Annotated in this window: 4 protein-coding genes; all 4 read right to left on the bottom strand. The window is 45.6% G+C overall.

The genetic code is table 11. The features are described 5' to 3' along the window. Nucleotides 1-190: 190 nt before the first annotated feature. Nucleotides 191-1513, bottom strand: coding sequence for an MATE family efflux transporter (locus ACLTD4_RS08480; RefSeq protein WP_055655049.1), 1323 nt, complete (start codon nucleotides 1511-1513; stop codon nucleotides 191-193). Between the two features lie 194 nt (nucleotides 1514-1707). Further along, nucleotides 1708-2685 (bottom strand): Gfo/Idh/MocA family protein, encoded by a 978-nt coding sequence (locus ACLTD4_RS08485; RefSeq protein WP_117621040.1) that lies wholly within the window; start codon nucleotides 2683-2685, stop codon nucleotides 1708-1710. Between the two features lie 33 nt (nucleotides 2686-2718). Next, a complete protein-coding gene (locus ACLTD4_RS08490; RefSeq protein WP_117621041.1) occupies nucleotides 2719-3456 on the bottom strand; it encodes a class B sortase in 738 nt (245 codons plus the stop codon). Further along, on the bottom strand, nucleotides 3453-17156 hold the full coding sequence (locus ACLTD4_RS08495; RefSeq protein WP_117633850.1) for a SpaA isopeptide-forming pilin-related protein: 13704 nt from the start codon (nucleotides 17154-17156) through the stop codon (nucleotides 3453-3455). Before ACLTD4_RS08495 ends, ACLTD4_RS08490 begins: the two co-directional genes overlap by 4 nt. Between the last annotated feature and the right edge of the window lie 12 nt (nucleotides 17157-17168).

Raw genomic sequence — 17168 nt, forward strand, 5'->3', positions numbered from 1 at the left:
ATATTTCTTAAATGTCCTGTGTTTTGGTTTCAATCCTGTTTTATTGGGTACTTATTTGTTGGCTACTTATTTGTTGATTACTTATTTGTTGGCTACTTATTTGTTGATTACTTATTTGTTGGCTACTTATTTGTTGGCTACTTATTTACAGCATTTATCTTTCACATATTTTAATCATACGATTTCTTTCTCAGGAGACAGAAACCGCCCGTTTTTCGAGTCCGTGGAACCGGAGTGAAAAGACTGCGGCCCGGAATATCCAGTCAATAAACATTCCATACCATACACCCATTACACCCAAATGGAATATCCGCACGAAGAGATACGCGAACGCAATACGGAACACCCACATGGAAAATACTGAAACGGCCATCGTAAATTTTGCATCGAGAGAGGCCCTGAGTGTATACGGTATGGTAAACGCAAGGGGCCAGACAACCATGGCGATACTATGAGCTGTAATCATCTGCCTCGATATCGCAGATGCCTCAGACGACAGCCGGTATATTCCCACCAGCGGACCGCCAAACACAATCATCACGGTACACAAAACAATGAGTATGGCATAATTGATACCGGTCAGCTGACGTGTATACTGCTTAGCCTGCCCCGTCTCGCCGGCACCTACGCACTGGCCCACAATCGTGATCAGCCCCAGACCAATTGCATTTCCAGGCAAATATAAAAGGGTAACCAGATTTGACGCTACCGCGTAGCTGGCAATGGCAGCGGTCCCCAGTGACGAAACGAGACTCTGAAGAGCAATCTTTCCGAACTGAAACATTCCGCTCTCAAGACCGTTTGGAATACCGATCGACAATATATTCCTGATCATATGAAAATTTGGCCGCAGTTCACTCAGCCGGTTAATCCTGATTATATTATCCGGCTTCTGAATGAGATACACCATCAGCACAGCCGCCACCATTCTGCCTGCCAGCGTTGGATATGCCACACCGGCGACCCCCATATGAAGTCCGAAGATACAGACCGCATTTCCTACCACATTGATTGTATTCATGACAATGGATATTACCATGGATATCCTGGAATTCCCCATCGAGCGGAACAACGCTGCGCAGGAATTATAGACGGCAATAAAGGGATAAGAAAGAGCCGTAATTCCAAAGTAAATTACCGCGTCATTCATAACCGCTGTTTCCACTTTTCCAAACACAATCCCCAGGAGATGGCGATTTCCAATTAAAGCCGCCATTGTCACGATCAGAGACAGTATTGTTGTAACTCCAACCAGCTGGCCCGCCGCCCGGCAGGCATTTTCCGATTGTTTTTTTCCCAGATACTGAGCCGATACCACCGCTCCCCCAGTGGCAAGCGCGGCCAGAATCTGAATAATCAGAACACTGATGGAATCTACCAGGGATACCCCCGACACCGCTGCTTCACCGACTGCAGCCACCATCATGACATCGACCATTCCGACCAGTACGGCCAGTATCTGCTCCACGATCAGCGGAGCCAGTAATTTCATTAAATCTTTTCTTGTAAACATACCTTCTGCCTCTGTGAACTGCCCATTGTTAAATACCAATGAGCTTCCTGCTTCTGCTACCTCGTAACCGACAATCTCCGCAGGCGTTTATTCGGATAGTTCCTGCCCTATAGATACGTGGTCTTATGCTACTTGTTTTAGATGTCTCCATGCCATAGTATACCACAAAAATACACTCTTGGCTAACTTGCCCGTTACTCAAACGGATACCGGATTCCCCACTGTTCTCTCAAAGCATCCATGGTCTCCATCATACGAATGGTGACATGGTGGGGCATCTCAGGACATTCCAGACGCTGCTCCCGGATTGCCTTTCGGCTGGCTTCTATCTGGTACTCATATCCCGATATCTGCTCCGGCCTAATATAGGTTTCCTTCAACCTGCGTTTTTCATCGAATACCTTAATGGATTCGAAATTATTTATATTTTCAACTTCTATGTATCCTTTTGTACCATAGATAATCCCTCTTCTGTCTGAAAGGACATGGATCGAGCTGTTTAATACCGCCATCTTCCCGCCCGGATAGCAGATAGTCATACTGTTCTGGGAATCTACCCCGGACTCAGTCTTGATGACAGAGGAATTGATGGAAGTAATCTCATCACCAAATACTAAGGATGCAAATGCGATGGTATAAACACCAACGTCAAGAAGCGCTCCCCCCGCCAGATTTGGATCTACCAGTCTCTGAATCTTATCGATCAGGTAACACAGACTGGCCGTCAGTGTCATTGGCTCTCCTATCACGCCTGAATCAAGCACATCTCTTAAGGTCCTTGCCATCGGCATGTAACGGACCCACATCGCCTCAGTAATAAGCAGTTTCTTTTCTTCCGCCAGAGCAATCATTTCCTTTGCCTGGGCTGCGTTCACCGCAAAAGCCTTTTCACACAGAACATGTTTTCCATGTTCCAGACAAAGAATCGCATTCTTATAATGCTCTGAATGAGGGGTTGCTATATACACCAGTTCTATTTCCGGATCTGCAGCAAGTTCCTCGTAAGAACCGTATGTGCGTTTAACGCCAAACCGCTCTCCAAAATCCTTCGCTTTCTCCAAACTTCTCGACGCCGCACCGTAAAGCTCCACTCCGGGCATCCGGTTCATCGTATCTGCCAGAGTTGCCGCAATCACTCCGGTTCCCAGTATCCCTATCTTAAGCGCTTCCATCCCTTCTCCTCCTGTTTTACGATTGTGATTTTGTCATTCAGTATAACACAACAGAACTGCGTGTACAATCACTCTTTTCCCTTTTCCCAGGCATGTGGACAGTGTAATAAGAGAATCTGTTATTTCAGGCTGGCTGCCCGTTGTATAGAGGGATTTACTTTCCACACTCTTTAAATACGTCTGTTTCTCCTCCTCACTGATAAAATGACTCTGGTATATCCACGTCTCCTCTTCCCGGGCAGTATAGCAGGAAAATATCATATACTGCTGCCACTCCTCCTGTCGGTGTATCCATATGCTCCTATGGTTCTGAAAGTAAGCTTCGCTCCGATACTGTTTCAAATCTGCAAACATACTTCCATCCTTCATATTATGTCCATAGATAATCTGGTTCTCGCCTTCCTCCAGACAAAATATGGTGCCACAGGGATTTTCCTCTCCACTGAATGTGTGGTTTAAGTAATAATCCGGAATTGTATTTTTTACTGTCGGATAGTTGATGTTCGTCCCCGGAATCCAAATCCAAAATACATAATCCGGATTCCGGGAAGTCATCATGCGCGTCCATTTCTCCTCCTTCTCCATATTCGCTTTCGGCGCTGCCGCATCATCGGTTGTACTGCCTGCTGCCAATTCAAACTGCTCCTGCAGCTGCCTGTATTCCTCCCGTCCAGTCTCATAGCTTGTAAGCCTGGTAGTCAAGCAGAAGGCAGACAGCCCAAAGCCTGTCAGGAGCAGAATTGTTGTTACAAAACGTTTTACTCTGTTCATCTGCTGCCTTCTCTGTCATGCTTCCGAGAATTTGTCCGTCTTAATCTGTATACAAGTCCTGCCAGACATAAGAGCATGGCTGCCAGAACAGCCCCAAGCGGATACTCATCTCCAGTCCGTTCACCGGTCTGATGGCTGGTTTCCTCCGCCGCACAGATCATGCCTCTGAATCCCGATTTATAACTGGCCGTTATTCTTCCAACACGCCTGGTATCATCAGGTCCTTCCGGAGGAAGAGGCTGATCCGCCACCAGAATCATACTATCCCCGGTAACTCTTCCATTCAAGATTGTAAAGGTATAGGTTTCCTCGGATATAAGATATCCAGCCTGCCTTTTTGTCTCCCGGAATGTATAGATCCCATCCGACGGCATAGAGAATTCAGCTTTCCCCTCTTTGTTGGTTATAACGGTAAAGGTGTTTCCTCCGGGTCCCGTAACCGTAAATTCAAAGCCTTCCAGCCCCTTTCCCGTCTCTGCGTCCGTCTTCATCAGATACATGGTATTAATTTCAGAATCATGCCGCTTCAAGTCTATCATCGTAACCTCTATCTGCTGATTCTTTCGTGGAACTGTAAATGAAATATCGGCTGCCGGAAGATAACCAGGGGGGGACTGCTTTTCGTGAAGATAATATGTCTCTCCAGCCGTCAGTTTTCCGGTAACCTCCACGGGTTTTCCGGTAGTTTCAAATTCGAATAGGATCTTATCTTTTTCGAACGTAAGAACCTGCAGTACAGCTCCTTTTACGGTATTTCCTGACTCATCCTTCTTATTGATCCGTACTCTGGTCACATCATTTTTCATTTCTACCAGATCGGTGCTTCCGTCCTCACTCACGGTAAAAGGAACTTTCTCCGCATAAGCATAGCCAGCTTCCGGAGTTTCCTCGCACAGATAATAAGTTTTCCCAGCTATTAATTTTGCTGTAATGTCATGAGGTCTTTCACCGGAAATCCAACGTTCCAAAACCTTGCCGTCTTCATCAAGAACAGCCATATGGTTACCCGGCAGTTCCCGGCTCCCGGTAAGTTCTTTTTTCGACAGTACCACATGGGTAGGCTTATCAACCATAATCACAATATCATGACTTCCATCTCTGCCTACCGTAAACGGCACGTCTTCCGCAAGTGCATAACCATCGCGTGGTTTTACTTCATGCAGCCAGTATTCACCGCCTGCTGCCAGCTGACCGCTGATGGTCTTAAATTCCAGCTCTGTAGCAAAGATCAGCTCTTCGCCTGCTTTAAATCCGGAGAAGTCTCTCACCGCTTTAGCAGGACTTTTGTCTTTATTCAGGATCTGTAGTATAAATCCTGGCTTTTGGCGTTCCGCATCCGACGGGCTTGCATTTGCCGGGGACGACAGAGTGAGCTTCTTCACGATAATTTCTGTTTTTTTATCTTTCATACGTACGGTAATCGTCTCAGGTTCCAATGGAACGGTGAAAACAATTCTTTCGCAGTATCCATAACCCGCCGGCGGCTTTTCTTCTGCCAGCTCATACGTCCTGCCGGCTGCCAGAATTCCCTCTGCCAGAACCGGCTTACCGGAGGCAGTATAACAGAAGACTGTTTCGCCGCTCTCTATATCTCTTACGCAGTAATAGCCGCCTGTAACGGATTCCCCAGTGTCGGCATCCAGCTTCTCCAAATATATTCTGGTCTTTCTATCCTGCATGATTATTATTTCCGGAACCCCCGCCTCATTGACCGTAAACCGTATATCTTCCTCCCGTGAATAACCGTCAGGCGGCGTATCCTCGCGAAGAATGTACTCTTTTCCTGGTATCAGTACATCTGCCGGAATAAGAACCGGTACAGACTCCACTTTCGTAAATCTGTAAATCTCATTTTCAGTTTCTGCATCCACCACTGCATAGATACCTCCGGAAATTTCATCGCCGGCAGCAATATCAATTTTGGAAAAGTATAATTTTACCGGCCGGTCTTCCATATCCACATTATCAATTCTTCCGGATTCATTTAATGTGAACCGGTATATCCCTGTAGTCTGCTCCATACCGTCCGTGTATCCCGTTGTTTCAGTCAAACGGTAATTGCCTCCTGCAGTCAGAACTTCCCTGACCGTCTCATCGTTTCTGTTATTTTCAAAGACTGCCCCTCGTGCCTCCTTTGATATCGCTCCGACGAGTTCTCTGGTTACTGTTTCATAATCTCTGTTCACTTCCTGGATAATTGCATATTCAGTCCCATAGGGAAGGCCGGGAAAAATAACATAATCGTCCCCCTTCAGGGTAATTTGTCCCATTCCCTTTATCCTGCCTTCTTTTGTTCCGGTATAATTCTGATAACCGGACAGCAGCTTACCTGCCGAGTCAAAGAAACGCATCTGATAGGTAAAGGTATCCTGTGGATTCCTTCCCGTCCCGGAGATGTGATTTCTGATTGTTAGACTTCCTTTCGGCGCGATAGGATTTTCCAATATGGTTTCCATGAGATTCGTCGGAGAACTGATCGTAAATACCGCTCTTGCTGACGTTCCCATCTGACCGCTTACCAGTGCAGCCAACTCCAAGTGCCCAACAGTATGCGGTTCTGCATCATGAATCTGCCATGTCAGTATACCTTCATTTATTACAGGCTTCCCGGATGATCTCATTAACTCCAGGCCTTTTTCCAGCTTAGCACTGACAATCAGATCCGCTTTTTCAAGACTAGAGTTTTCGTATGTGATGATGTACTTTACTACATCACCGTTTGTAACCGGCATTTGGCCGTTACCCACAGTTCCCGTAACCTCTGCGACGGCACGTTCCTTTGTAACAGGATTCTCTATTACATGCTCAAAACTTCCATTCTCCACTGTCCATGTATCAAGTTCGTCCCGATCCTGGTTTTCCAATTGAAGCCTGGTTTTAAGATATGTCCTGGATGGCAAAAGAAATGTCCCATTCTCATCAAACCAGATTCTCCTTGTCTCTTTTTTACTCATCTCCGTATTACCATCTGAATAGCGGGTATATTCGGTTATTTCGTACAAATGGCCTTCTTCTATTCCATCATCAGCCGTAAGTAAAATATCAGTGCTGCTGATGATATCAGGCAGCAACTTCCCGGTATCCAGGTCCTTCAAAACCGTAAAGGTCTTATCCGCGGCCCTGCCAAAAACAGTGAGTGACTCAATGGTTCCGCTGGCAGAGGAACATTCCAGTACACTGAAATTATTTCTTATATTACTGATGCCGGTTCCAGCCTGATTCACTGTGAAGATAACCGGCGGCGACAAATGGATGCCGGCCGGCGCCTCCAGCTCTTCCATAATATAGACATGACCGGCTGATAACTTCTTTTTAATCGTAAATCCCTCCGGCCCGGATCTGTTAATTTCTATGGCTTCTCCATTTTTTACGTATTCTCCTTCTATAGCTACTGCATGATAGACAGCTATTTTGGCACCTTCCAGCGCCATGCCGGTATCAAAATTGGTCTTTTTGAAGTGTATTTGTGTGGGATAGTTTTCCACCACATGGGTATACGTAACAACCTGGCTGTCAGCCGTTCCATCAAAGGTAAAAAACTTCTTTCCCCCCGAGATCTGATAATAATCGGGCGGCGAGACTTCCTCTATTGTATAAGTATAAGGATTTATTGTTCCATCTGCCCGAACTTCGCCTACTGCCAGATTTTTAAGCTCTGCACGACCATTATGACCGGTCGTAATATACCATTCCTCCTTTGTGTCTCTGTTTGTGATAAGAAATCTGGCATTTTCCAGCAATTCTCCTGTATCAGCCGCCTTCTTAAGCAGTTCCAGGCATCCCTGAGCCGGTTGATTCACCACACGGATTATCGCAGCCGTGTCACCGCCAATCTCAATTTTTATCGGTTCCCGTTTTGCCATATATGCCGGGACCTCCTCCTCAACAATATAGTAAGATCCATCTGGTATCTTACTGATCCGATGGGGTCTTATATCTCCGACCCGAAAGCCTTCCGGAATCTTTCCCCATACCCCCTCTTCTTCTGTAAATCTTCCATCGGCACCCGAAATCCAACGCTCTATCAGATTTCTCTCATCATGGATAAAGTCTCCATCTGCCCCCGTCCGATAGAGGGCCATCTTTACCCCTTCTGCGGCATATTCATTGGTTCCGTCAGAAATCACTTTCAATATGGATACATACTTTTCCACATTCTCCAGGCTGAAGCGCTGTACACTTCCATTCTCCTCCAGTACAACAGCCTTGGGCTTTGTACGTTCAAAGCCTTCTGGGACTTCAGCTTCAACCAGAACGTAATTCCCCACTTTTCGGCCATCTTTTATATCTGTAAACGGCAGATAATCGATTCTGTGAACCCCTTCCAGTGTATCGTAGCTCTTCAGCCCTGCCGCCAGCTCCCGGTAGTTGAACTGATATTCGAAAATCAGGGGAAGCTGTCCGTCTTCATCCAGAGAGCCGTTATGGACGTTTCGATATATGGTGATTCTGATCATCTTACCGTCTTCCGTTCTCCACAACTGTACCGCGCTGTCTGTGACGTCCATCTTTATGGAAGAAATTCTCTCTGCAGATTTTTCACCTGCTTTTGTATGCCATGTCAGCCATACAAAATCATCGCCCAACTTCCGGTATGTATTTTCAAAATCCAGTATAAAACTGGATTGATTCACTGCAATTCCGAAAAAGGCCTTCATGCGGTCCATCCATTTAGGACTTATCTCATAGTTTTCTGTATAAGCTTTGAGATCGTCCGTCATCCATTCATCTATTAGCTGGTCTTTTACATATTGCGGCTCTCCTCCGTTCATCTGAATATTTCCATCTTCATCCGTTTCGGCTCTGTAGAGTGCCAGACCTGCTGAATATTCCATTGGCAGCGGTATCATATTTCCATGCCCATCCATGCAGTATTTAAAAACTTCAAGCTTGGTATGGTCGTCTTTCATATGAAATGTCTGAACTTCTCCTGTTTTTTTGACCTCCAACTCCATGGAATGGCGGATATAACCGCTGGCAGCTTCTATTTCTTCCAGAATATAGTCACCTGCCGGAATCCCTTCAAAATATTTCGGCTTTCCATCTGTAATCCAGTCCGCTGTCACTATAACCGGTGAATTATCTTCCGAGTTTTCTACAGTCCACTTTGCAGGTGTAGTTTCTGTTTTCTCCAGGTAGTAGCCTGAGGGATAAGTGACAGTATCTGTCGTATACTTCCTCCGGGCCTTATAAAGAGCCAGATGGGCCCCTGAAATCTGGCCGTAACTGTAAGCGCCCTTTGGTTCCGTTGTCTTTAATATCCCCCGATAATCACTGATTACATCTATGCGGTACTGATCCACAGCATCCGTTTTCACGATCTCGATCTTTATTTTTTCATCTTCCAGCTCCGCATTCTGTACCTGTTTTGTTTCTTTCACTGTGATACCAACAGGAAATCCCTTTACATACCCAGCCGGAGGCTCCACCTCCTCCATAATATAAGTTCCCGGAATCACGCGTTTCAGCATGTCTGCCCGCCCCGTTGTAAGATTGGCATTAAACGGATCGTTGGGATATTCATCTCCTGATATCCACGTGTTTTCCATGATCCATGCTTCCCCCTGACGATGAAACAATTTCTTATCATCTGCCGGATCTTCCTTTTGGCCTACATTTCGTAAATCCCATTGGTTATTAATCCGGTAAGCATTCCGGTTAAACGCAGGCAAAAGATCATAGTACCGGTACCTCACATAATCGTGGTCAATCTCATACACAGGCTCTCCTTTTTTATATACCTGATCTGATCTCTGATAATATTCCGAAAGGCCATGGCTTCCAACAACCGGATTTACAGACTTTTTAAGCATGGTTCCGTCGTAAGTTCCAATCGTATACTCTGCCTCTGTATCTGCATGAATTGATGCAATCCGGTATGTCTTTATTTTTTCCTGTGCGATAACAGCGCCATTTACTGTCTTTGATACGTTGACAGGCCAGACCAGAATCCGTTCATACTTCTTTCCCCTCTGGTCCGTCCCCAACTCCGTAGTATAAGCCATTCCTGTTGCAGGGTCGATCTTTGCATCTCTGTTTCCATCTGAATCCACATGGTAAAGTTCAGTCCCTTCCTGCAGCTTAAAACATTTATCCAGGGACGAATAGACTGCTTGTTCTAAATCACCACCGGTGAGTTCAAAGACAGGATGGCCATTTTTTATAGCATAAACAGATTTCTGATTACGCACCTGAATACGGTTTCCATCACGGTCATAGCCATATACCTTTCCGTCTCTTCCCAGTTCTGTAACCCTTAGACCGCCCAATGAATAGTAGAGAATATCCGTATCCTTCCGCTCAACCGTTCGGTAAGTCCAGGTACCGTGTCCGGTACTTCCACTAAGGCTTCCTTCAATATCATCTAAATTGACAAACTCCACGGTGTTTCCTGCATATCCTTCCAAAAGCTTTATACTCTGCACATTGTTATTGCGGTCCCGCAACACCTCTACGCCGTCGTAGCCGTAATCACCGTTGTCTCCATTTGATTTGACCTCGACCGCATCATACAAAGCCATCTTCGCCCCCGAAACATAACGGTTTGTATCATCTGCAGTGTCCAACGGGCGTGTTATCAGGCCGTAACCAGCAAATATGCCATCTATACAGACTGGTTCTACTGCGTCTCCTGCCAGTTTACGGTTCTCTAAGTATTCTGCGGTTCCCTTATACCAGGCATAGTTCAAATAGCTCCCCTCTTTATAAGCAAACTCCAGATTCTCCTGACCATATTTGGCCTTCAGCTCCGTTTCACTTCCGTCAACTCGTGTTCGGGTACGGTATGTAACGGTCCTGTCCCGGTCCTTTAACTTGGATATCTCAAGCCGTATCGGTGTATTTCCCACATAAACCCGCGCAGTATCTTTTGCCCCCTCCGGCCTCTGTACGGTACCATCCTCATAGACTGCCGCGGCAACCCGGCCGTCCTGGTTTCCATTAAGATAGTAGGAAATCTTATCGGAATAAATTTCTATGGCGACCGGCTTCGTTCTGACATAGCCGGACGGCGGCCTCATTTCACACAAAACGTAGGTCCCCGCACCCAACGGCTGCGGAGTGATCAGATAGCCTGTATTCTGATCCTGCCAGGATTTTTCTGACGGGTTCTCTTCTTCTGCCTGAAGCCCCTCCCGTGTCGTCGTAAACGCTTCAAATTTCCCTGTTCTGCGCCCTTTTGCATTCGCTATGGTAATCTGCTCCGACTCTCTGCATACAGGGGTTCCCGCCTCCACAATTCCAGTCCACAGGCCGCCGATTCCCGGAAGCGCTCTGGCCGCCTTTGTAATCTCTTTTGCCCCCATCGCCTCTAAGAATTCTCTGGACCCCTTTATCAGGGTATCCGTCTTATAAAACTTTACCCGACCATCTGTTTTCTCTCCATCTTCACGTTCTGCCGCATACACTGTAAAAACTGCCCCATCATGGAGAATATTTTCCCCAGTCTCCGAATCCAGTTTTTCTATGCGCAGGCGGCTTCTGTAAAAGGTATTTCGAAATTTCCGGTATCCATATCCCAAACCGGAGGCTGAACCATCCGGGTTCTGTATGGAATCATGCTCTTCACTTACAGGTTCTGTTATGCTCCATGGCACCAGCATGGAGGCATATTTACCATCATAGGCCGTCTGCATACCTTCCATAGCAGATACATAATTCTGGTATTGCGCTCCATACTCTCCAGAATAGGAAACAGTATCATAGGTCTGCTTATTTTCTGAAACAGACCCATAACGGTAGATCCGTTCTATGCCGTCACGTTCGTATTCCGTTCCATTAGGCGCAGTTACCCCATGATTAACATCATCAGCCAGGTAGTGGCTGTTCGGATTTCCTCCGTTTTCTTCCGGAAAAACAATTGTATGATAGTAATCTTTCAGCGGATCATATTCACTCTGAGTAATCTCAAAATGCGGTGTTTTGTAAGGATCTCCCAATGCAGTTCCTGCTATTTTATTGAGATCAAGTCCATACTTATAAATCTCATAATCCCCCAGATATCCATGGGCCTTGATTACATAATCCTTTACGTTTTCATCAATTTCTCCCGGCCACTCCTCATTAAAACGGATAAAATATTTCGCTGTTAAGTCTGCCGCAGACAGATTTGCGTTGTAATTATAGTAACGGCTCAGTCTTTCCGGAGTTTTGCCATCCCCTGTTTTTTCGTCTTCATAGACAGCCGGTAACTCAATTTCCTTTGGCGCATCAATTGCATAATGTTTGTTGAGGAAATCTCCCAGTTCCTTATCCATGGGCTGCTGTTCCACTGTTACATAGGTTCCGTAAGGAAGGTATTCCGATATGCCATAACAGTATCCGAAAGCGGCGGCCTCCTTATCCGCACTCAGAGTTGTTTTGTCTTTATCCCTGCCTCCATCTGATTCACTGTCCCACTCAATAGCATAAATCTCATCCAGGTCATAATGAAAGAATGGTTTTAAATAATTTTCGGCCTTTATTACAGCCGCTTTCAGAGCAGTATCATATACCTCATCCTGATAGCCTTCATGGCCGGCTGCACTTTCCGTTTCACCTGTGAAGTTTTCTCTCACCAGTTTTTCTACTTCTCTGTCCAGATACCATTGAATAGCAAACTGCCTAACTGAATCAGATCTGTCACTGTTTTCTTTTGCAATTTCAGAAGTATTGGTTTTATTTGGGATTTCCGTATTATTATGCTCTGACGGATAAATACACTCTGAACCGGCAGTTCCAAACAGAAGGCGTCTGATAAATGCTAAGGGCTTAAAAGAAGTACGCTCCTGTTTTGCTTTGTCCCACTTATCCTGATTTGCAACCCTTACCGCATCAAAAAACTTCTCATAATTAAGTCTTCTGATCTCCTTCTCATTTCCATAGGCGTCCTTTTCATGAGACAGAATTGTTTCCAGTATTGCAGTATATCCCGTCTCCTGATTTTCATTGATCAAGCCATCCGTAAAACCATAAAGCTCCTGATTGGCGATTGCGTCTCTATTGGATCTTCTGGAATGTAAATCCGTACGATGCAGCACCTTCGTATAGATTTTTTGTACCCTCTCCGGATATGCCTCCCGATACGCAGTAACATCAACAGTATTTCCATTTCGATCAAGCCATTCAATCTCTCCATCTTCCGTTCGATACAATTGCTCCAAATTGGATCTTAAGTAGATCTTGAAACGGAAATTAGGTCTGAACGATACATTGTCCTTCGTCCCACCCCCGTTCTGTGTAAAATAATCCTCATGGCCGGAATCAGCAAATGTATTGTCCTCATACCTGGCTCCTTCTTCAACAAGAATATTTTTCACGACCTTTATCTTCTGCATAATAGGACGTTCCATCACATTGGCAGGTTCTGTTCTTGTATTTCCATCCTGCCACGGCTGATCGAAGGTCGGCGGTGTAAGTGTTACATTTTGAATATAGGAATCCGCCTCCCGCTGCAAGGGCTGGCAGGCAAAGAAGCTCTGGTCGATGTACGCCTGCTTGATCGAATACCTCCCACTCCCGTCATCGGATACTTTAAGCCTGACAGTATCCATCTCTTTAAAAGCTTCGAACGGAAGAGTAACTACATAGATTCCTTTTGCTGTATCATATGCAGAAGTAAGCCTGGTCTTCTTTTCGACCGTCTTAAATCCCTCCTGCTCCACATAATCTACGACAGTCTCTTCGGAGTATTTAAAATTTCCCACGTCATCGATCTGCTGCTCACCTGGCGCGTATATCCAGTATGATGGTGTCCAGGCTGTCACCACGACAAATGATTCAGGGAGTTTTGACGGGTAAGACACATTCAGTCCATCAATATTTTGCTCTTTTAATGTCGCCCGCTCCAAAAAACCATTCTTCATACGATAGGACAGTACTGCCGGATTGGAGGCCAGATTATCGTATGGAACATAGACAAAATATCCATTGCCACTGTCTTTTTTTACATAAAGACAGTCTTTCTCCGGATTATAAACAGCATCATCCCGGCTGTCATCGTAAAGCTTCCATTCATAACGCATAATAGCATAGAGTTCTCCACCTGTCTGCTCCATATCAGAGATCCGCAGACTGTTAAAATACTGCAGGCCATGCGCTTTCATAGCTTCCGTAATAGAGAGGATCCACTCTGTATCCGTAGTTCCGCTTAATTTTACGCGCACCCATGGAGCATCTGCCTCCGGTTCTTTATATCCAAGGTTGTCGAGTTCCATATTATAGAGCGCTTGAAAGTCTTTCGGAGATCCTCCTGAAAAGAGTTCTGTCACCGCAGGTGTCCCCATAGTATGATAATTCATCGGTTTGACACCAATTGTCTTCTCTTCCCGATCTGACACGGCATTAACGAGATAACTCTGCCCTTCTGGAAAGGTTACAACATCTCCCCGGGCGGCAGCCACTTTCTGGCCCGACCGGTAGACAAAGGTACCTGCCGCCGCCATAACCGGTTTCAATACAGTACTGTAAACAGGCACCGTAATTTTTTCCGGCACTTTCTCACTGGTGGATAGTTCGAACACCGCTCCTTCCGGAAATTTAATCCCGTGCAGCGTAATATCATGATCCGCCTGATAAGCAGTCACATCAAAATAGTTTCCATTTCCCACCATATCGAGAGTGATTTTTCCAATAGAAATGTCAGCCTCGTGATACTCCCCTTCATAGTTATCTCTGCCATTTGTAATAGTATTTGTTTTTCCATTGACGGAGAGTTCATATCCTTCTGATCTGGCCAGTTCCTTTACATAGTATGTGGTTCCATTTTCTTCCACAATTAAAGGCCGCCCAATCCAGCAGTTTCCATTATTCTTATCATTATCCGATACCGGGTATGCAGCATAGCTTCCTTTCAAGCCGTCAATACCAGACTGATTGGAAGAGAATTTCCAGTATCCCGATCCATCACCTTCCACGGAATCTGTCAGATGTATGGAATTACCTTTTGAATCAAAACCAACATAATTTTCAATATCTTTGACCTTATCCGCATCTGCTCGGTTCCGATAGAGGTTCTGGGGCCCCTGGAATGCTTCCGGCCTTTTTTCAATCTTTCCAGACTTATAATTCCATATCATCCCCGGTGCTTCTGTGAAAGCCATAAAGGAGGCATCACCATTTCGGTCTGTCGACGCCACTGCAACTAAATCATCTTTTTGGTATACGGTACCGGTGCAGCCATCAGGGTGATTAATATCTTTAAGGGCAAACAGGCCGTATACCGCGCCCTCCAGCGTACCATCTCCCATCGAATCACCGTTTGCATAATAATCTTTGTTTTCCCCAGCCTGCAAATAAAGATCACGTTTGCTGATATGTATCTCACCTTCAGTCCGGTGATCGTAGACAATAAATGTATGGTCTGTAATCCCTTTATCGCCCGGTACATGCGGCTCCACCTCGGAGGGTTCAAAATTCACGCGTTCCATGACTTCATCTTCGTCAATGAGTAAAGATCCATTGTTTATGATTCGCTCAATCAAAGTTTTTGGCACTTCGAATAGTGCCTTCAGTTTAGTCAAAAGGCCGGTCTTTTTCTTTGCATTGGAAGCTGTGGCATTGGATGGGGTGGCGTTAGATGATATGGCGTCAGAGGGTGTAGCTATATTGTCCAACGTTCCCTTTTCTGCAAAATTGTTATTGTTCTCTGACGCAAAAGCATCTGGTGGCTCTGTTCCTTGCGGCTCGTCATTAATTTTATATAAACTAGATTCCCTGTTATCATACACACTGTCCTTATACTCTGAGGACGTAACCATTTTGATCTCGGTTGGAATATCATCTGTATGGCTTCCATGATTTGTATATCCCGGCCGCGGAGTCAATTCTACTGCTGAGTATTCGTATTTCAGGGAAATAAACTGATTATAGAACTTATCCCGGTCAGCTTCCAGCTGCTCTTTCGCTTCTCCTGCATCAAGGGAATGAAAAAAGCCGCCCTGTTCTGCAAGAGTCTCGCAGTAGTCCACTTCTTTTTGCCAGGCCTCCTTCGCAGCAGCTTCATTTTCAGCGTCAATATCCGGTTCACCACTTTCTTCTATTTCCGGTTCCGGATGACCGCCGCAATACCCCTTCGTATAGGTATAAACCTTGATATCGGTATGCGCCCTCTGTTCAGAAGCATTTTCCTCATTATCACCCAGCATGAGAATGCCGTCCTCATTTGTTACATTGATATCCCAGGAACACGGATCGTTTGCAGCGTCTCCATCCGGATTCCCTTCTCCGTAATCCCAACCAGCCCACTTCAGGAACTGACTCCCGCCTCTGTTTGCCCAGTTATCAGAGGTTTCCAGTGATGTATCGTCAAGCTGGGTATCATCGAATGCCTCAAGAATATCCCACTTAGAACCGGCAAGCGGTTGTCCTGTCTCAGAATCATATTTTCGAAGTTGAATATTATAATGCGCTTCCCAGGTCTCCGTATGCTCATATCGGTGAACATCTATTTCCCAATCCCCGCTCGGTTTTAAAGGAACCCGACCACCCACAAGAATCTCTAACGGTTCAGATACTGCGGAAAAATACACCTGCGTATTACCCCAGCCAAAATCGCCGTCTTTACCTCTTTTCGCACATCCGCGGAATCCGGCCAGGCCGCCAACGCCGAAACCACAATTATAAAAACGATCTTCTTCTGAATTTTCCTGAAGTTTCAGAGTGGCAATTGCATTTTCATCTGACACACCATCTGCTGACTTAAAATCAATGGTACTTCCATCATTGGAATACGCCCAGCCCGACGCCAGATTTTCCGCTGTCATTCGTCGGTATACTTCTTTCTCATAATCACTGAGATCCCCATATTGGAACGTCATATGATACATGCCATCCTCGCCCAGTGCAGGCTCCGAAACCGGCAGTACGCTCCCCATATCGACAGAATAATCAAACGACGACAGAAACTTTGCTGCTTTCCAGCAGTTAAAAAAATACTTCTGTGCAGGACCTTCATCTCGAAACGCATCGTAAATTGCCGTACTTCCATATGGATCTGGATTTAGCCTGGAGTTCAACATTGACCTTACAAAATACTGGACAAAATCCCAGTCACCCTCCGGCGACTCTCCTGTAAACATGCCCTGATCCACATACTTATCGTTACTCCAGATAGAAGCCCACAGGAGATAATAATACATGGACATTCGATCAGAATCCCTCAGGTCCTCCAAAGACGGAGTCTCATAAGCAGCACTGATCAACGCAATAAGAAGAAGGGCAAACTTTTTTGTCTTCATATCCATAGGAGCGTTTTTTAAGAAATCCGGATAATCTCCCAGGTTATTGGTTGGATAATACATCTTTTGAAAGGCAATTTGTGCGCCTACAGGTGCAAAGAAACCTGTGTTATGACTGTCTGCGCAGGCAAAGTAACGGTGATGAAATTTCGAAAAATCGAGTTCTGCTGATGTACCGGGAATTGTTATTGTTTTGGCCTTTTCGTCCTGAAACCAAAACTTACTTGTATAGCCTCCCATCAGTGCTGTTTCCTGCTGCGATAATCCGGTGGGAATGAGTCCGACCGACGGATCTAATGCTGCCGCCTCTCCTTCTGCTTTCCATGTCCAGTTTTTTATTTCCATTGCATCCGAAGAAATGGCATCGGGCCAGTAATAAGTATGAACCGCAAAAACCGGCGGCGCAACTGTCGTTGTCAAAATCATACCGGCCAGCAAAATAGATGACAGCCTTTTTGTGGATTCCTTCCACATTCCTTTTCTCATAGCGCCTCCTTT

The sequence above is a fragment of the Hungatella sp. genome, from assembly GCF_046966825.1.